The organism is Candidatus Zixiibacteriota bacterium (assembly GCA_035380245.1).
Taxonomy (GTDB): domain Bacteria; phylum Zixibacteria; class MSB-5A5; order GN15; family FEB-12; genus DAOSXA01.
In genome coordinates, this window is the sequence record DAOSXA010000001.1 from 89,563 (window position 1) to 108,657 (window position 19,095).

Annotated in this window: 13 protein-coding genes; 8 read left to right on the top strand and 5 right to left on the bottom strand. The window is 53.0% G+C overall.

All coding sequences use genetic code 11. The features are described 5' to 3' along the window. Positions 1–9: 9 nt before the first annotated feature. Positions 10–852 (bottom strand): class I SAM-dependent methyltransferase, encoded by an 843-nt coding sequence (locus PLF13_00330; GenBank protein HOP05712.1) that lies wholly within the window; start codon positions 850–852, stop codon positions 10–12. Between the two features lie 428 nt (positions 853–1,280). Between PLF13_00330 and PLF13_00335 the strand changes: the two genes are divergently transcribed. The 4 genes from PLF13_00335 (at position 1,281) to PLF13_00350 (ending at position 5,015) form a co-directional block, all read left to right on the top strand. Then, positions 1,281–2,252, top strand: coding sequence for a sensor histidine kinase (locus PLF13_00335; protein ID HOP05713.1), 972 nt, complete (start codon positions 1,281–1,283; stop codon positions 2,250–2,252). Between the two features lie 4 nt (positions 2,253–2,256). After that, positions 2,257–2,907 (top strand): response regulator transcription factor, encoded by a 651-nt coding sequence (locus PLF13_00340; protein HOP05714.1) that lies wholly within the window; start codon positions 2,257–2,259, stop codon positions 2,905–2,907. 126 nt (positions 2,908–3,033) lie between these two features. Continuing rightward, positions 3,034–4,239, top strand: coding sequence for an ammonium transporter (locus PLF13_00345; GenBank protein HOP05715.1), 1,206 nt, complete (start codon positions 3,034–3,036; stop codon positions 4,237–4,239). 23 nt (positions 4,240–4,262) lie between these two features. Then, a complete protein-coding gene (locus PLF13_00350; protein ID HOP05716.1) occupies positions 4,263–5,015 on the top strand; it encodes a hypothetical protein in 753 nt (250 codons plus the stop codon). 120 nt (positions 5,016–5,135) lie between these two features. Here the strand turns inward: PLF13_00350 and ablB are convergent, their stop codons facing one another. Genes ablB through PLF13_00370 form a run of 4 tightly spaced genes read right to left on the bottom strand, consistent with a single transcriptional unit; the run spans position 5,136 to position 9,306 of the window. After that, a complete protein-coding gene (gene ablB / locus PLF13_00355; GenBank protein ID HOP05717.1) occupies positions 5,136–5,993 on the bottom strand; it encodes a putative beta-lysine N-acetyltransferase in 858 nt (285 codons plus the stop codon). Between the two features lie 17 nt (positions 5,994–6,010). Next, the gene (locus PLF13_00360; protein HOP05718.1) at positions 6,011–7,459 is read right to left on the bottom strand and encodes a sodium:solute symporter family protein; all 1,449 of its coding nucleotides are present in this window, start codon (positions 7,457–7,459) and stop codon (positions 6,011–6,013) included. A 9-nt stretch (positions 7,460–7,468) separates the two neighbouring features. Continuing rightward, entirely contained in the window at positions 7,469–8,773 is a 1,305-nt protein-coding gene (gene ablA, locus PLF13_00365) for a lysine 2,3-aminomutase (protein HOP05719.1), read from the bottom strand. Beyond that, positions 8,770–9,306: a MarR family transcriptional regulator gene (locus tag PLF13_00370; protein ID HOP05720.1), complete on the bottom strand. Its 537-nt coding sequence runs from the start codon at positions 9,304–9,306 to the stop codon at positions 8,770–8,772. Before PLF13_00370 ends, ablA begins: the two co-directional genes overlap by 4 nt. A gap of 364 nt (positions 9,307–9,670) precedes the next feature. Between PLF13_00370 and PLF13_00375 the strand changes: the two genes are divergently transcribed. From PLF13_00375 to PLF13_00390, 4 genes are all read left to right on the top strand, one after another. Then, on the top strand, positions 9,671–10,378 hold the full coding sequence (locus PLF13_00375; protein HOP05721.1) for a response regulator transcription factor: 708 nt from the start codon (positions 9,671–9,673) through the stop codon (positions 10,376–10,378). A 17-nt stretch (positions 10,379–10,395) separates the two neighbouring features. Beyond that, complete coding sequence (locus tag PLF13_00380) at positions 10,396–12,078, top strand: serine hydrolase domain-containing protein (protein ID HOP05722.1); 1,683 nt, start codon at positions 10,396–10,398, stop codon at positions 12,076–12,078. A 239-nt stretch (positions 12,079–12,317) separates the two neighbouring features. After that, positions 12,318–15,200 (top strand): TonB-dependent receptor, encoded by a 2,883-nt coding sequence (locus tag PLF13_00385; GenBank protein HOP05723.1) that lies wholly within the window; start codon positions 12,318–12,320, stop codon positions 15,198–15,200. A gap of 308 nt (positions 15,201–15,508) precedes the next feature. Next, positions 15,509–18,796, top strand: coding sequence for a hypothetical protein (locus tag PLF13_00390; protein ID HOP05724.1), 3,288 nt, complete (start codon positions 15,509–15,511; stop codon positions 18,794–18,796). Positions 18,797–19,095 lie beyond the last annotated feature (299 nt).

Here is a 19,095-nt window from a genome sequence, read left to right on the forward strand (position 1 = left end):
GTGAATTAACTAACCGATCACCTCGGCAACGACCGCCATCTCGGTCGCTTCCGAGTCGAACGGATCGCCGGCGACATTTGCAAATTTCTTCACCGACCGAAATCCTGAACGCGCCAGTTCACCATCAAGACTTACCGGCGTGAAGCATTGCATCCAGTTGTAGATCTCCCGCGTTCGCACCCTCTCGATTATGGTCCACTTGTCGACATAGAGTTGCTCCGACGGATACTTGAACGTACTCTGAAAAATGAAATGCGGCTGCGAAGACCAGAATCCTTCACCTGTATAAAAATCGAATACATTCTTCTCTTCGGTCAGGTTAAACTGGTTCATGGTGACGACATCGAGAACGAGCTTCCCGCCCGGTTTCAGACATTGTCTGAAAATCCCCAGTAATAGTCGGCGCTGTTCCGGGCTAAGGACGCAGAAATCGCAGAAGATCATGGTTACCAGGTCATACTGCCGGTCCGGGGTGAAATCGAGGTAGTTTTGCTGGCGATAGTCGATCCCCAACTTCTTTTCCTCAGCAATACGGCGGGCATATTTCAGAGATCGTTCCGAGAAATCGAGGCCCGTTACCTTCATCCCCCGGGAGGCCAGGAGCGTTGTGTAGAATCCGGGACCACAACCGAAATCACACACAGCCGCTCCTCGTTTGAGATCGCATTCCCGGACTAACCAATCGACCGATCGTTCTACGAACTGCTTATTGCGCGAGGCCAGATCAACCGAATTATCCAGATGATACTCGAGCATTTTCTGAGAAATGTGGGGATCAGCCCAAAGCTGGTTGGCGGTATAAAACTGGTATGGCCGCGGCCGGTCGGCAATTAAGCGCAATTGGTCAAACATCCATTATTCCCCGATTTAAGAGACACTTTTGTCATCCTCAAAATATAATAAACACCGGACGAAATAAAGCACGAACCGCACCGGGTACTCATGCTGCGATCGGAGCAGGGATAGCCTCAACGGACCATCGTGGAAAATAGCATATTCCCTGAAATCAACCAGCAGGCTTCAGCCCAATCGCGACAACGAGTTGCGTGCTTTAGTGCCGAGAATGATTGGCCACTTGCCCATATTCCTCAACGACACTATCTTGTGTCCGGGCTTTTTTGCCCGTGATATTGATCGATTGCCTTGAAACGAAAGTGATCCAACCGTTGAACGAACCATCTCCACCCGGCCGACATTCCGAGCAGTGTCATCTTCTATTACGCATAGTCGATCGCCTCGTCGATTCCTCGAACAATTCAACCGCAGAAATTCTTCACTGGTTGGCAGAGACACTCTTAGCGGCCCTCGAAACTGAAAACATTTCAGGGCTTTCGGTCGACTTCGCCGAACATCATGCCGAAGCCGGTTCGTTTGATTCTTCGCAAACGATTGCATCCTTCTCTCCGCGTAGCGGTAATTCGACCACCCGACTCTCTCTTTCGGGTTCGGGTAAAAAGAAGATCATGGAAGACACCCGTGAATGCCTCCAGACCATCGTCGACACCGTAGCTTTGTCGCTGCAACACCATGGGAACGATAACACCGCATCCGAGTTGAAACGATCCGAAGCTCGTATTGCCGCATACCGTTCCCTTCTGCAGAAGCTCGCCTCTGAGCTCTCATTGGCAGAGGCTCGCGAACGACGCAATATCGCCGAGGACCTGCACGATCACGTCGGTCAGGCTCTTGCTTTCGTTCGTACTCGGCTGGCCCGCCTTCAGGGTAACTCGGTTTTCCATGGTTTCGAGGAAGACTTCTCCGAATCGCTGCGCCTGATCGATCAGACTATCGCATATATTCGTAATCTGACGGTTACCATCAGCCCCCCTGTTTTATACGAACTGGGACTGGCTCCGGCTATCGAATGGCTCGTTGAACAGGCTGAACATAAATACGATCTAAAGGCAACCCTGACAATAAGGGGAGATTTTTCTTCGCTTGGAGAGGACCTGCGCGTTATCTTATTCAAAACGATCCAGGAACTGCTGAATAACATCGGTAAGCACGCTGCCGCCAGGCGATTCGAACTCTCCGCGGCTTACACCCGCAGCGGTCTCGAAATTAAGCTGTGCGATGACGGTCGCGGTTTTGACACCAGCATCCTGGAGCGACGGGTAGCACAAAACGAAGGATTCGGTCTGTTCAGCATCCGTGAGCGAATCCAGTACATCGGTGGCTTACTACAGATCGAATCACAACCGGGACACGGTACAACCGTAACGATTACCGCCCCGCGATGGACGAAGGACTGATATCATGGCCTACCGCATCCTGTTGGCTGATGACCATAAGCTGCTGATTGACGGCCTTCACAACTTGCTCGACAACCGCAGTGATCTCGAAGTAGTCGGGCAGGCAACCGACGGCTCCCAGGCAATTGACCTGGCAGCCGAGTTGAAACCGGATATCGTGCTTATGGATATCTCCATGCCGCGCCTGAATGGTATTGAGGCGACTCGTCGAATTCTTGCCGAACAACCGAACATCCGCATCCTTATGCTTTCGATGCACTCCGATCGTCGCTTTATCTCCGAATCCCTCAAGGCGGGGGCATGCGGATATATTCTCAAGGACTCCGCTTTCGACGAACTGACCGAAGCAATCGCCACCGTCCTGCGCAACGAAATTTTTCTTAGTCGACAAATCAGAGATATCGTACTTCGCGACTATATCGATCGCATCCCCGACAACCAGACAACGGCTTTCGCCAGTCTCTCGGGACGCGAGCGAGAGGTGCTGCAACTACTCGCTGAGGGGAAATCAACCAAGGAGATCGCAGACATCCTCAACGTTAGTATCAAAACCGTTGAATCACATCGTAAACAGATCCAGGACAAACTCAACCTGCGCTCGATTGCCGAACTCACCAAATTCGCTATACGTGAAGGGCTGACACAGCTCGAATAGCAGTAAGTCGTTGTCGTACTGCACCTTGACTACTCAGGGATTTCACCGCTAAAAACCGGGGAAACCCTGATTTTCCCTCCTCAATAAAAACCTCATATTTCTTATTCCAAGCAAAGGAGGTTCGATATGTTCGACACCGGCAATACCGGTTTTATGCTGGTCGCCACAAGTCTGGTCATGCTCATGACACCAGGCCTTGCGTTCTTCTATGGAGGACTGGTAGGGCGTAAAAATGTGCTCTCGATCATGATTCAGAGCTTCGTGTCGATGGGCGTTACTACGATTCTTTGGTATGCGGTCGGCTTTTCACTCTGTTTCAGCGGCGGTGAAGGCGGCATTATCGGTAACCTGGACATGGCTTTCCTGAACGGCGTAAATCCGCTTACTCCGTTCGCCGATGGTCAGATACCGATGATTGTTTTCATCTCTTATCAGATGATGTTCGCCATTATTACCCCGGCCCTTATCACCGGAGCGTTTTCCAACCGCGTCCGCTTCCCTGCTTACCTGCTTTTCCTGGTAGCATGGTTGCTGTTCGTCTATTTCCCGTTCGTCCACATGATCTGGGGCGGCGGCCTTCTGGCCGAGTGGGGCGTGCTTGACTTCGCCGGTGGTATCGCGGTTCACAACATCGCCGGTATGGCAGCACTCGCATCAGTCCTTTTCGTGGGACGAAGACGTGTTGCCGAAAAAGGCCCCCACAGCATTCCGCTGGTTGCTCTTGGCACCGGTCTGCTATGGTTCGGCTGGTATGGTTTTAACGCCGGATCAGAATTACAGGTCGATGAGATCACCGCACTGGCTTTCCTGAATACCGATGTCGCGGCTTCGTTTGCCGCTATCTCCTGGCTCATCATAGCCTGGATTCTGGAAAAGAAGCCGAAATTCGTCGGTTTGCTCACGGGTGCCGTAGCCGGTCTCGCTACCATCACTCCCGCAGCCGCTTTCGTCTCGACCGGTAGTGCCGCAGTCATCGGCATAGTGGCCGGGCTCGTTTGCTACACTGCGGTCAGTCTCAAAAACAAGCTGCGTTGGGATGATGCTCTGGATGTCTGGGGCGTGCACGGTGTCGGAGGTGCTCTTGGTATCGTTATGTTGGGCATCCTCGGCAGCACCGTGATCAACCCCAACGGCGCTGACGGTCTTCTTTTCGGCGGCGCTGATTTCTTCGTTAAGGAGTTGGTGGCCATCATCGTTTCTTCCATCTATGCCTTCATCTTCACCTACGTCATGCTCTGGTTGATCAACAAGGTCACCACTGTTAAGACCACCGAGACTGAAGAAGGAACTTTGGACGAGTCACTGCACGGTGAATCCGCTTATTTGAGTTAGTGTTCTAAGCAATGGAGAAGAAAATGTTACGTAAAATGAGCCTTACTGTCCTGTTGTTAGCCATGATAACGCTCAGCTGGGCCCAGATCGCCGTCGCCGAGAACGACTTCTCGATAACAACCGGCGTCGATCTCTACAATCGCTATGTCTGGCGCGGAATGGATTTCGGCAATGCCCCTAGCCTGCAACCTACCTTCGCCGTCGGCTATGCCGGATTCGAACTGGGCGCCTGGGGTGCATACACCATGTCAAATGAAGCCTCAGACAACGATGAAATCGACCTCTGGGTGAGCTATACGCTCGACCTCAACAACGGCGCATCCGTAACCGCTCTGGTAACCGACTACACCTTCCCCAACTCCGGTATCAAGTTCTTCAATTTCAACGACTATGACGCTGTGATTGACGACACCATACCGGATCCCGGAGCTCACACGATCGAGGTCGGCGGTATCTTCACCGGACCGGAATCGTTCCCCATTTCACTTTCCGGATTCATCAATGTCTACAACGACGGCGGCAACAACACCTATTTCCAGGTCGATTACCCGCTTACCGTCAATGAGACTTCGTTGAATTTCTTCGTTGGCGCTACCGGCGGCAGTGAAGACAATCCCGACTACTACGGGACTGACGATCTCCAGGTTATTAACATCGGGGTGAATGCTTCGAAAGACATCAAGGTTACCGACAATTTCTCACTGCCTCTCAGCGTGTCTTTCATAATAAACCCGAACGCAGAGATGCATTACCTGCTGGTAGGAATGAGCTTCTAGGCCCACTACACTTACTTGACAACGTTGCGTCAGCAACAACGGAAGCTGATCTGACCAGCCACTCAAACCGGCTCGATTTCCCAGAATCGAGCCGGTTTTATAATTTCGCGAAAAGCGTAATCAGACTAACGACTTATACCAGACATTCATACTCTCAATGCTGCCGGAGATGTTGGTATTATTGATGAGTCTCCCCCCAAAAGCGTAGCCGCAACGCGCGAAAGTTATATTCATACCGGGGGAAATTGCCCGCGCAATAGTATAGGCTGTTTTTACCCCCCGAACTCTCATGGCATTCTCCATCTGCTCCAGGAGCACTGTCGCAAACGAATTTCCACGATAGTTTGGCAAGGTTGCAAAATCGGTCATCTCCACATTTCCGCTCGCTTCGTCCATCTCGGCCGACGACAGCGACACTAGGATGTTGCTGACCTCTACTCCGAAATATAACACGTGTGTTCGCATCGTCCGTAACAAATAATCGGGATTGTCGATAGGGAACGGATACGACGGAAATACTTCTCGGTAAATATACGCCATCCGGGCGACATCGGAAGGCTGACATAACCTGAGTACCCCGTGTTCCGGAAGGATTCGATTACTTGCCCCTCCTTCGTTTTTGCGACGAGTAATGTCTATCACCTCATTCAACTCATCTTCGTTGGATAGCTCCCGACGCTTTTTGTCGGGATAATAACCAAGAAAATCAGCAGCTTCGACGCCGTTGTAAAATCCGAGAATCTTTGCTTCCACGGTATACCCGGCAGCCTCGAACGGCGTCACTTTTCCTACCGGCACCTTGGCGAAAATCTTCGTGTATCCTCTCTCATGAGCCAGTTTTGCCAATTCAGCCACCAATTCATCCGGATCGGCTTCACCAATCTTCATCAGGTAAATGCGATTGCTGAGTGGCCCGTGTTGTATTATCGAACCGTGAAACTTCTCTATCGTGTCTTGTTGTTGTAAAGCAGAGGTCATCTGAATCTCCAAAATCGTTAAGCATTGCCGTCAGCAACCGCCTGTTTGTCCGGCGCCATGAGTGAGCCAACCGTATAAAACAACGCCGAGACTATAATCCCGTACACACTGAAATCAAGCCCCCAATTTCCCATAGCCACCGGAGGTAAAATAACCCCCGTCATAAGCAATAATGTCAAACCTCCACCGGCCAACATTCCTGCTATGGCTCCGATCGAAGAGCCCCGTTTCCAGAAATAAGCCCCCAATGTAGGGACAAACAATCCCGACACCATAAATGCATACGCGTAGAGAATGGCATCGAGCACTGTCTGGAATTGAGCGGCAAGAATCACCGCTATCAGACCGATTACCGCCGTGGCCGCCATCGACAAACGAATTGATTTCTTCATGGAAAGATTCTTAAGCCAGTAACGTTCGATCAGGTCTTTGACGAAGTTCCCCGATGAAGCCATCAGGCAACTGTCGGCCGTGGACATGATCGCAGAAAAGTATGAGGCGATTACGATACCGGTCACACCGATCGGCAACACGTCTCTGATCAGCATCGGCAACGCCATTTCCGGCTCCGCTTCGGGAAACATCACCCGGGCACACATTCCTAAAAACACCCCGGTGAAAGCCATCACCGGATACTCGAACAGACCGGCAATATACCAGGCACGCCGGGCTTCCTTCTCGGAACGACAGGCGTACATACGCTGGTAAAGAGTCATTCCGATCAGCCAGATCGGGATGATTGTCACCATCCAGTTGATAAACGTTACCGCCTCTATATTGCCGAGAGAAAAGTGACCTGGCGGCAATTCACTCCGCAAGGTTGACCAGCCCCCTATCTCATACAGTGTTACCGGAATCGTCACCAGTATCAGGCCGCTTAGCAAAAGCACCCATTGGAAAGTGTCGGTATAAATCACCGCTTTGAGGCCGCCTATCACGGTATACAGGATCGTAATCAGAGCTATAGCGACCAGAGCGAAGGTGATCGGATCTACACCGAACGGATTAGTCTGTAAAATCGTAGCCGAGGCCAGCTTTGCCCCGGCCAGCATCTGCGCCCCGGTAAAACCAAGATAGCCGATCCCCGAAATCACCGCGGCTACGAGCGCCACACGGTCGTTGTAACGGAAACGAAGAAAATCCGGGTAGGTCATCATTCCCTTTGCCGCATCGATCTTTTTAATGCGGGGAATGATGAATACGGCCGAAAGCCATGCTCCGACCAGACCTGTAAAAAGCAACCAACTGCCGGCAAGTCCCATAACGAAACCCACCCCACCTAGACCGATCGAAAAACCGCCGCCGACATCCGTCGCCACGATCGATAAACCTACATGAGCAGAGTGAACGGAACGATCTCCCACATAATAATCCTCGGTGCTTTTATTGCGACGGAAAAAATAGAATCCTACACCAAGCACCGCCGTCAGGTAGATACCGAATATAATAAAATCGAGAATAGTCATGCCACGGCGTCAGTCATCCCGGCGTCTGTATCGCTCGTTATCGGATGGAACAAGTGCGATGGAGTCATCGTCAGACAACAACTTCTCGATTCCCAACGGATCGATCTCCTGGGCGTCATCGAGATTCAACTCCAGGTCACATCTGTCGCAATGTCGGTCGCAGAAAATCGGTTCGTAGGAATCCGGCTCCTTGTAAGTGGTAATCACCCCCTCATAGTTACGCAGCACCACCTTATTGGTAGACCATGAAATCAAATACTGAGGCATCACCGGAATCTTACCGCCGCCGCCGGGAGCATCGATCACATAGGTCGGGACACAAAGACCGCTGGTATGACCGATAAGGCTCTCCAGTATCTCGATACCTTTCCCCACCGGTGTTCGGAAATGCGACAAACCTTCAGCTAAATCGCATTGGTACAGGTAATAAGGACGCACCCTATTGGCCACCAGTTTGTGAACCAGAGCCTTCATGATCCGGGGACAATCATTCACTCCGGCCAGCAAAACCGACTGATTCCCCAAAGGCAATCCGGCATCGGCCAGTCGCGCCAATGCCTCACGAGCGGAGTCGGTGATCTCGCGCGGATGATTGAAATGGGTGTTGATCCATAACGGATGATGCTTCTTAAGTACCTTGACCAGGCTATCGGTAATACGATAAGGCAATACCACGGGAGTACGTGTCCCAATACGAATAATTTCAACATGGTCGATCGATCTCAATTCGGTCAGAAGCCAGTCCAGACGATCGTCCGAAAGCATCAGCGGATCACCGCCGCTTAGAAGCACATCCCGGACTACGGGATTATCGCGAATGTAATCGATACCTTGTTGTAGTTGTTCCTTTACCGGGATGTAGTCACGGTCTCCCACGCGTCGCTTCCGCGTACAATGGCGGCAATACATAGCACACATATTACTCACCAGGAACAACACTCGGTCAGGATAGCGATGAGTTAGACCGGGAACGGGGCTGTCGGCATCCTCGTGTAACGGATCGGCCATATCCGCCTCGGTCAGGATCAACTCCTGCGGCTGAGGAAATGCCTGACGAAAGATAGGATCGTTTTCGAGATTGTTTTGATCGATCAAAGATAAGTAGTAAGGCACAACCGCCATGGGGAATTTTTCAATCGTTCGCTCGAAACTCTCACGTTGCTCCGATCCGAGCCTTACGTCGAGAATTCGCTCGAACGTATCAAGATCGCGAACCGTATTCCGGACCTGCCATTGCCAGTCTCGCCAGTTGGAGGTTTTGGCCTCTTCGTCAATAGCTTGAATGATGTTTTTCTGATTTGACGACAGGGTCATGGGCTCGCCTCCTCGCCACGTTCCGTCAACTGGCCGTCCGGCACCAGGTTGGGAGAAGCATCAATTCCCTCAGCCCTGATAAGCGCTACTACCCGTTCGAGCGAAAGCGCGATCGCCGCCTGCTCCAGAACCGGAAGACGGCGTAAAGCATTCGACAAACGATCCTGTAAAAGAATAGGAGCCGACTCCGCTAACTTGCGACCCGATTCGGTTACTTCCAGCCAGACACGCCGACGGTCCGAATTATCCCGGCGGCGCTTTACCAGTTTTCGGGTTTCCAGCCGGTCGATAATTCCATTAATCGTACTCATGCTAAGGTTGACCTCGGCAGCCAACTTCGATTGAGTGGTTCTACCGGCACGCACCAATGAATAAAGACAGATCATCTGTGGTGTTGTAACCTGATGTTCCGCGTACAATCGTCGTGAGTGCAGATCGACCGCTCGAATAATACGACGAAGCGCTGTAAGAACCCGCATCCCGCAGCTTTCGAAAAACGGGTCGGGAGAAATAATTTCTTCTTTGTCTTGCATCTTATTGTTTATCTTTATGTTACATATATTTCCCGAACGAATCATTTCTATACGTAATAATTTTATACAAGATATCCCCCGATGTTCGCCTGTCAAGTTTCAATCTTCCCCAAAAACAAGACAGTTTAATTCCTACTTTTCACTTAACCTTGGAATAGAACCACATATATCCTTATAATACATGCACTTAACCGACAACGACAGGCGTCTGTGAGGCTTTCGTCAGGATCTTCACATCAGAGAACGTGCCTTTCAGCACCAAATTCTTAATCTATTCTTAACATGACCCTAACAAGTCTTGAATCGAGAGATACATTTTAAGGATTGAAACGATCGTTAACCGGTTAAGCAGAGCGGTACGCAAATGGCAGATGCCAAAATACTGGTAATTGAGGACGACCCCGATCTGGGCTCACTGATAAAATACAACCTGCAACGCGAGGGTTATGACGTCGAGGTGGCTATTTCCGGCGAGCAGGGTCTTGATCTGGCTGATCATTTTTCCCCCGATTTAGTTCTGCTGGATATCATGCTCCCCGGCCAGGACGGCTTCGAGGTTTGTCGCAAGCTCAAATCCGACAAAGACAAAACCGGCCCCCAGGTGATTATGTTAACCGCCCGCACTGAAGAAAACGATATCGTCACGGGGCTGGAAATAGGAGCCGACGACTATATCACCAAACCATTTTCTCCCCGTGTTCTCGGCGCCCGCATCAGGGCGCGCTTGCGCCTGGCCGGAGAGGAGACCTCCGGCGCCGACCGTAATACTCCTGTCAGTTACGGTCGATTGCAGATTGATCCCCGGCGTCATTCGGTCAAACTCGATGACCAATCCCTGACCCTTACACCAACCGAATTCCGTATCCTGCTCCTGCTCGCGGGCAAACCCGGAGTGGTTTATTCCCGTTACGAAATCGTAGATGCCGTCAGCGGCGGTGAGGCGGTCGTAACCGACAGGTCCGTCGATGTTCAGATTGTCGGCCTGCGTAAAAAACTCGGGGGGTGCGCCGATTATATCGAAACCGTACGCGGCTTCGGCTACCGTTGTCGCGAATCAGTCGGCGTACGCTAGCCCGACCGGATCAGCTTATGGAAAAGCTGATAGCTGCTTTCCTCTCTTTATTTCTTATGATCTCGACGGCAACAGCTCGCACCCGGCCGCAGGAAGAGCTTGACCGTTACCTTGAAGCTGCCGTAGAAGCCTGGAACTTTCGCGGCGCTGCTCTTGTGGCTTGCGGCGGGGACGTCATTATAAGTCACGCCTACGGCCCGGCCAACGAGCAGTTCAATCTCCCCAACGACACCGCCACGAAGTTCATCATCGGCTCCATAACCAAGCAGTTTACGGCCGCCGCCATCCTCAAGCTACACGACATGGGTAAACTTGATCTTAACCGGACTATTGACGACTTTATTCCGGACTACCCCCAGCCCGCCGGCAGCACCGTAACCGTCAGCCAGCTTCTGACCCACACTTCCGGCATCCCCAATTACACCGCTCTGCCTCAGCTTCAATTCGGTCGCACTCACGAGTTAAGTCCCCCGGAGATCATGAATCTGTTTAAAAGCCTCCCGCTTGAATTCGAACCCGGCTCTCGTTTCGCCTATTCCAACTCCGGCTATATCGTTCTCGGAGAAATAATCGAGCGTGTTTCCGGGCAATCGTATGAGGCATTCCTTCATCATGAGCTCTTCAAACCGTGCGGCATGAATTCCAGCGGTTACGGTCGCCGCGAGGCCGGTCTGCCTCAACGAGCCGACGGTTACACCGTTGATGAAAACAACCAACCGATCGCCGCCGTACCGATTAGCTATTCGGTACTTCACACCGCCGGGGCGCTCTATTCCACGGTAGGCGACATGTTTCGCTGGAACCGGTGTCTCGACGAAGGGTGCGTCCTCAGCCGGTCCTCTATGCGCATGATGTTCACCGACCATGGCTTCGGATACGGCTATGGCTGGTACATCGATTCCGTCTACGGTCGCCCCCACTATTTCCACGGCGGATTTCTCGACGGCTTCAACACCACCGTCGAACGCTGGCCCGAGGATAAATTGCTGGTTATCATCTTCAGCAACGAGGATGAAGCCCCGGTCAAAAAAATGGCGCGCGGCCTGGCTTCGATCTGCCTTTTCGACCGTCCTTACGTCTGGCCGGAAAAACATCAACCGATCAATCTCGACAATCTCGACTTCAGCCAATACGACGGTGTCTATCAGCCCAACAACGGCCCGGAACATGTCATTGCCGCCGACGGCGACAGCCTGTTCATTCAGCTACCGGAACACGAACGCGACCGCCTCCTCCCCGTCGCCACAGACAGCTTTTTCCTTCTTACCGACAACACCGTCTCTCTTACTTTCTTCCGGGATGCTTTCAACGAACCGGTCGGGTACCATCTCTGGGACGAGGGTATCACGATTAAAGCTTTCAAGATCGAAACTGAGGAGGCATTCAGACTCCTTGAGATGTTTCGAGCACAACCTGTCGATCCCGCCGTTCACGGAGCTGTGGTCGGGACTTATCGTATTCGTTCCGAAATGGTTCCGGCCGATTCGAGTCTGTACATCACGATTACTCTGGAAGACTGTCACCTTTTCGCTTCGGTCGGGAATTTCGAACGGATCGAGCTTGTTCCGCGCTCCGACCTGGAATTTTTCCACCGCACCGGCGGATTCTCTATCGTATTCAATCGTAATGAATCAGGCAACATCGACACCTGCCTGATTCACATGGGCAATCAGACCGTCGTGGGCCGTCGCGTCCCATGACCGGCTTCATTTCTAACCAACTGCTAAACTTACCCTAATACTACTCTAACACTCGAACGACTTCTTTGTCGCCGTAGTCAGCGCATGCCAAGAAGGCGTTGACTCTGATTTAAGGTGGAACAGAACAATTTTGGGACTATCAAGGGAGATCTTGACAAATGCCAACCCCAAACAACTCGTCTTTCGAGACACGGAAGTCTAAACCAGGATACGGAAAACCGTATCCAAGCTTGTTAGTCATGCTCGTCGTTACGTTGCTGCTTCTGTCGGCAACCGCTCTTGCCGCCGAAATCGCCACCGGCAAGATCAACGGCACCATCAGCGATGCCGAAACCGGTGAACCGGTTATCGGCGCCACCCTGATGCTGATCGGCACCACCATGGGCGCCAAAGCCGACCTCGACGGCAACTTCTGGGTCAAGCATATCCCGGAGGGAATCTATAACCTCCGCATCTCCAGTGTCGGCTATGAAAGCACGGAAATTATCGACGTTAAGGTCGTCCCGGATCAGCCGGTCGATATCGACGTCTCATTGAAAAAAGTATATCTGCAAACCGAGGGGATAAAAGTCACGGCCCGGGCGGTACATAACACCGAGGCCTCTCTGCTGAAACAGCGTCAGAAATCGACCACGGTTTCCGATGCTATCAGCTCCGAAGACATCTCCCGATCGGGCAGCGGGCACGCCGCGGAAGCTATGAGCAAGGTAACGGGCGCATCCGTCGTCGACGGAAAGTTCGTTTACGTTCGCGGCCTTGGCGATCGCTATTCAACAACCCACCTGAATGGCCGCCCGCTGCCCAGTCCCGACCCCGACAAGCAATCCGTGCCGATGGATCTCATCCCGGCCGGATTGCTCGATAATATAGTAGTCGAAAAGACCTTCACACCAGACAAACCCGGTAACTTCGCCGGCGGCAGCACCAACCTGGCTACCAAGGATTACCCCGACCAGCGCACCCTCAAATTCTCGGTCTCAACCGGTTTTAACAGCAACACCACCCTCAAGGACGGTCTTCTCGTCCAGAATCATTCCAGCACCGACTGGCTTGGTATCGACGACGGTATGCGCGACCTGCCTCAGATCGTTGAAGATAATCCGGAGCTTCAGGAATCCTCTCAGGATTTGCGTGGTCGCATTCTTGGCGATACGAGTTCCGCCAGCTATGACTCCATCACGACGCTGGCCAACTATATCGTTAATTCGAGTCGCGCTTTCACGACTGAAATGCAACCGCATGAAACCAAAGCTCCCGTCAATCAGAGTTATGCACTCTCGTTCGGGAACCAGTACTCCCTTTGGGACAATCCCCTGGGCGTACTGGCCAGTCTCAGCTACAACCGTAAGTACAGCTCTATCAGCGATGGCATCACCGGATTGTACGAAGGCGCTGATGCCGTCACACAGGATAACGACATGAAGTACTTCGTCGGAACCGATGAGGTACTCTGGGGCGGGTTGGCTGAATTGACCTACCGCCCGCATGAGAACCACAAATTCAAAACGACCTTCATGTACACTCGTCACGGCGAAACCCGGAACGAATATCTCGTCGGTCGCTATCCTTACCATTACAACGAGTCCCAATATGACTCCTTGCGCTACCGCTGGCTTGAATACTCGGAGCAACTACTCAAATCTTTCCAGATCTCCGGTGAACACCTCGGAGCTCCGTTCATGAACGACCTGCTCGGGCAACTCCGAACCAACTGGGAGCTCAGCATTTCGCGCACCGAACAAAACGAACCCGATGTACGCTACTTCGGGGATATCAAAGCATATCTGAGCGAAGATGATTACATGTATATCATCAACTCGACATCGACTGATTCCCCCTCTCGTTCCTGGCGAGATCTTAATGAATCGAACGACAGTTACGCCGTCGATTTCGAGCTGCCTTTGTCACACACGATGAAGTTCAAAACGGGCGCATCTTACCTCGAAAAGAACCGCACTTACCGCGATCGCCGTTTCGAATACGTCCGCTATAACGATTACGACGGCAACATAGATACGTACACAAACACGCTCGGCATCGAATCCATCGACACCACTCGCTCAGGTCGCGTTTATATCACCCTCGAGAATTACATCGAGGAACGCACTCAGGACATCAACCAATACGATGGTTACCAGAAGATTGCGGCCGGTTACGGCATGATCGAAGCACCGGTGCCGTACATAAAGGATCTCGACTTCGTCGGGGGCGTACGATACGAAACCACCGATATGTGGGGCGCCGTTCACGATACGACCAAAAACGAGGGACGAATTGACGACGCCGATTGGCTTCCCTCGCTCAATCTGATCTATCACCTGAGCAATAACGCCAACATGCGTTTGTCCTACGGTAAAACCCTGGCCCGCCCGACTATGCGTGAATTGACTCCCTCCCATACCGAGGAGTTCGGAACCGGAGCGCTCTTCATGGGCAACGACACCCTGGTCCATACCCGCATCGACAACTACGACGCTCGTTTGGAATGGTTTATTCGGCCGGGTGAAGTGATCGCTATCAGCGGTTTCTACAAGGCGTTCAGCCATCCCATCGTACGGGCTTTCGTAGGCAACAACGGCAACATCCAGGTTTTTAACGTCGACCACGGTACCGTATACGGCCTCGAATTCGAATTCCGCCGTCACCTCGACTGGATTTACAGCGGCCTGGCTAATTTCATCTTCGGCGGCAATCTCACTCTCGTAAGTTCGAAGATCGATGTCGCCGCCTCAGAAATCTCCGGTTCGGCCGGCAGCTTCAACGAGCATGAACGACCGATGCCGTCCCAGTCCCCTTACGTGGTCAACTGGGATCTCGGCTATGACAACCTGCGGACGGGGACGTCCGCATCGATATACTACAACGTGTTCGGACGTCGCCTCGCGGTTAACTCCGATCCGCCGACTCCGGACGTTTACGAAGAAGCCCGCACCCAGCTCGACCTGCTCTTTACGCAGCGACTCATGAGCGGTACCAGGCTTAAGCTGGCCGCCAAAAACGTGCTGGATGAAGACGTTCTGTTCAAGTACGACGGCACCCGCCCGGATGGCAGCGATGCTATCTATAAACGCTACAGCCGCGGCGTAACTTACTCGGTCGGCATAGCCTACGATATCTGGTAAACCGATGCGAACCCTCCCGCCAGGATACTGGACAAAACGACTTTTGTATCGAGTTACATGGAAACAAAAACAGAGCGCGTGTAAATAGAGTTAGCGCCGACTGCGAGAGCCAACTTGAAGACGGCCCTGACCAACACCTCGACGATGACAACAACAAGAGCAAACCGTTAATCGAAAGAAAGGACGAAGTCAGAGGAAGATCGCTTTCTTATGTAATCCACGAAGTAAAACAATTCCGATGCAAGAAGTTGAAGTAAGTATCTTGGCTGCCCTCCGGACGGTTGCGGCAGTTAAAGGAGGAAAACAAAGTGTTTAAGAAAATGCTCATGATTCTGATGGTTCTCGTCCTGCCGGTCATGGCGTTCGGTACCACGGATGACGGCAAACCGGTGAAGGTTATCACCGATGCCGATATTATTCATTATAACTACTGGTCGGCCGACACTGTCTACAACTTATCCGGTTTCTGCTACGTTGAAGACGGCGAAATCCTGATTATCGAGCCGGGTACCGTTATCAAAGGTAATCCCGGTCAGGCTGAAAACGCCACGGCTCTGATCGTCGCTCGCGGCGGTCGTATCTACGCCGAGGGAACCGAATGCAACCCGATTATCTTCACCTCGATCGATGACGATGTCGATGAATTCGACGACATCCCGCTCAACGACCTCGGTCGCGGCCTTTGGGGCGGTCTGATCATTCTCGGTCGGGCCATCCTCCCGGGCACTGATCTCAGCGCCAATCCACAGGTCATTCGCGAAGGTCAGATCGAAGGTATCCCGGAGACGGAAGTTCGCGGCGCTTACGGCGGCACCGATGATGAAGATAACTCCGGCGTTCTTCGCTATGTCTCCATCCGTCACGGCGGTTCCGAGATCGGCGAAGCCAACGAGATCAACGGCCTTACCATGGGTGCGGTCGGTTCCGGAACCACCATCAGCCACATCGAAGTGTTCTTTAACCTCGACGACGGCTACGAATGGTTCGGCGGTACCGTTTCCTGCGATCACCTCGTTGCCGCTTTCGTCGGCGACGACTGCTTCGACTGGGACGAAGGTTTCCGCGGTACCGGCCAGTTCTGGTTCGCCATCCATGGCTCCGATGTCGGCGACCGCGGTGGTGAGCACGACGGCACCTACGGCAGTGAGCTTTCCACCTGCCCGCACACCAGCGGTGTAGTCTCCAACGCCACCTACATCGGTCGCGGCGCCGCGCAAACCGGCACCCAGCGTTGCTTCGAACTGCGTGAGAATATGTCCGGCGCTTACTACAACTCCATCTTCACCGATCACGGCACCTACGGCCTGAACGTTGAGGACAATGCCGCCGGCAGCACCCTGGATAATTTGAAGAACGGCAATCTCAAGCTGTACAATAACATCTGGTACGGTTTCGGCAACGGCAACACGTCGCTGGATATTGCCCACAGTGTTAACTCCGTTGACTCGATCGTCTTCCACAGCTACGATCCGAGCAACTATTGGAACGCCGGCGGCGTCAGCCCGTTTTCCGGTGCTCACGACAATCATAACTATCTGTCAACCACCGACGTCGTCGCTGCAACCGGGTCTCGGACCAACGACGGTTCCCTCGACCCGCGTGCGGACAACGACGCTTCCTGGTTCTACAACGACGGTACGGATGCCTGGTCCTGGACCAATCCGTTCGACGCCGACAATTACGTCGGTTACCATCCGGAAGTCACCGACCCGAGCGGTTGCATCGACTATTCGAACTACAAAGACTTCGAAGAAGTCGACTATGCCGGTGCGTTTGACCCCAACGCATCCGAGACCTGGGCTCACCAGTGGACGGCTCTCGATCAGTACGGATATCTGTTCTCGGCTCAGACCGCCGACTGCGACTGCGCTACTGATTTCGACGGCGCCAAGCCGGAAGTGGTCGTTACCGATGCCGACATCGACGGCTTCACCTACTTCTCCTCGGACATCGTTTGGAACCTGGATGGTTTCGTGTATGTCGAGGATGGCGACACTCTGATGATCGAGCCGGGCACCATCGTTAAGGGTAATCCCGGCCAGGCTGAAAACGCCACGGCTCTGATCGTCGCTCGCGGCGGTCGTATTCTTGCCATCGGCGATGAATGTTGCCCGATCATCTTCACTTCGATCGATGATATCGTCGACGATCCAAATGACATTCCGTTCAGTGACCTCGGTCGCGGTCTCTGGGGCGGCGTTATCCTCCTCGGTTACGCCGTTCTGCCGGGCACCGATTTGACAGCCGTACCTCAGGTCATCCGTGAAGGCCAGATCGAAGGTATCCCTGAGACCGAAGCCCGCGGCGCTTACGGCGGCACCGACGATGAAGACAACTCCGGTGTGCTGCGCTATGTCTCCATCCGTCACGGCGGTTCCGAGATTGGCGAAGCCAACGAGATCAACGGCCTTACCATGGGCGCAGTCGGTTCCGGCACCAAAATCAGCCATGTCGAAGTTTTCATGAACCTCGACGACGGCTATGAATGGTTCGGCGGCACCGTCAGTCCCGACCACCTGATCGCAGCGTTCGTCGGTGACGACTGTTTCGACTGGGACGAGGGCTTCCGCGGTACCGGCCAGTTCTGGTTCGCCATTCACGATCACGAAGTCGGTGATCGCGGCGGTGAGCACGACGGCACCTACGGCAGCGAACTTTCCACCTGCCCGCACACCAGCGCCGTTGTTTCCAACGCTACCTACATCGGTCGCGGCGCCGAGCAGACCGGCACCCAGCGTTGTTTCGAACTGCGTGAGAATATGTCAGGCGCTTACTATAACTCCATCTTCACCGAACACGGCACCTACGGTCTGAACGTTGAAGACAATGCCGCCGGCAGCACTCTTGACAATCTCAAGAACGGCAATTTGAAGATGTACAACAACATCTGGTACGGCTTCGGCAACGGCAACTCGTCGCTGGACATTTCTCATAACGTCAATGCCGTGGATTCGATTCTCTTCCACAACTTCGATCCGAGCAACTACTGGAACGCCGGCAGCGCCAGCCCGTTCTCCGGCGCCTACGACAACCATAACTACCTGTCCACTATCGACGTTATCAACAACTCCGGCACTCGTACGAACGATAATTCCCTCGACCCGCGCGCGACCAACTTCGACTCGCTGTTCCTCAACGACGGCTCCGCTCCGTGGTCATGGACCAATCCGTTCAATACCGATAACTTCATCGGCTACCATCCGGAGATCACCGATCCGAGCGGCTGTATCGATTATTCGAACTACAAGGATTTCGAGCAAGTCGACTACGCCGGTGCGTTCGATCCCAACGTCTCCATGGATGAGTGTTGGGCGGCCGGTTGGTCGTTCCTCTCCTGTGGTGATTTCCTCGGCGACAATCCGTTCAACGGTGGTGGTTGCTGCCAGATCGTTGGCGATATCAACCACTCCGGCGCCGGTCCGGACATTTCCGACCTGGTTTACCTCGTCACCTACATGTTCTCCGGCGGTCCGGCTCCTGACTGCATAGAAGAAGCCGATATTAACGGCTCCGGCGCCGGTCCGGACATCTCCGACCTGGTTTACCTCGTCACTTACATGTTCTCCGGCGGCCCGGCTCCGGCGGATTGCCTGTAATCAGGCCCTTTCTACCCGGTTCAAAACCGGCTTTCCTATCCGAAGCGGAGAAGGTTAATCCTTCTCCGCTTGTTTTTTCCGATAAATCCATCTTTCATTCGGCAAGAGCCTGATATATTCCGCATCTATATGCAAACACCGGGGTGCCGATAAACGGGATACCCGTGGTTATTCTTGCTGCAATAAACTTAGAGGCCGCGTATATTGAGTATGTTATGGATTTTATAAAAGTGACCTCCATTAGGACGCTGCTGTCCGGAATACTTCTGAGGTCGAATAATACAGGGATACAGTCGATA

What these genes read in the sequence shown, in the direction of transcription:
- PLF13_00330 (HOP05712.1), bottom strand. Translation starts at nt 852, where the DNA reads ATGTTTGACCAATTGCGCTTAATTGCCGACCGGCCGCGGCCATACCAG.
- PLF13_00340 (HOP05714.1), top strand. Translation starts at nt 2,257, where the DNA reads ATGGCCTACCGCATCCTGTTGGCTGATGACCATAAGCTGCTGATTGAC.
- PLF13_00345 (HOP05715.1), top strand. Translation starts at nt 3,034, where the DNA reads ATGTTCGACACCGGCAATACCGGTTTTATGCTGGTCGCCACAAGTCTG.
- PLF13_00350 (HOP05716.1), top strand. Translation starts at nt 4,263, where the DNA reads ATGTTACGTAAAATGAGCCTTACTGTCCTGTTGTTAGCCATGATAACG.
- ablB (HOP05717.1), bottom strand. Translation starts at nt 5,993, where the DNA reads ATGACCTCTGCTTTACAACAACAAGACACGATAGAGAAGTTTCACGGT.
- PLF13_00360 (HOP05718.1), bottom strand. Translation starts at nt 7,459, where the DNA reads ATGACTATTCTCGATTTTATTATATTCGGTATCTACCTGACGGCGGTG.
- ablA (HOP05719.1), bottom strand. Translation starts at nt 8,773, where the DNA reads ATGACCCTGTCGTCAAATCAGAAAAACATCATTCAAGCTATTGACGAA.
- PLF13_00370 (HOP05720.1), bottom strand. Translation starts at nt 9,306, where the DNA reads ATGCAAGACAAAGAAGAAATTATTTCTCCCGACCCGTTTTTCGAAAGC.
- PLF13_00375 (HOP05721.1), top strand. Translation starts at nt 9,671, where the DNA reads ATGGCAGATGCCAAAATACTGGTAATTGAGGACGACCCCGATCTGGGC.
- PLF13_00380 (HOP05722.1), top strand. Translation starts at nt 10,396, where the DNA reads ATGGAAAAGCTGATAGCTGCTTTCCTCTCTTTATTTCTTATGATCTCG.
- PLF13_00385 (HOP05723.1), top strand. Translation starts at nt 12,318, where the DNA reads ATGCTCGTCGTTACGTTGCTGCTTCTGTCGGCAACCGCTCTTGCCGCC.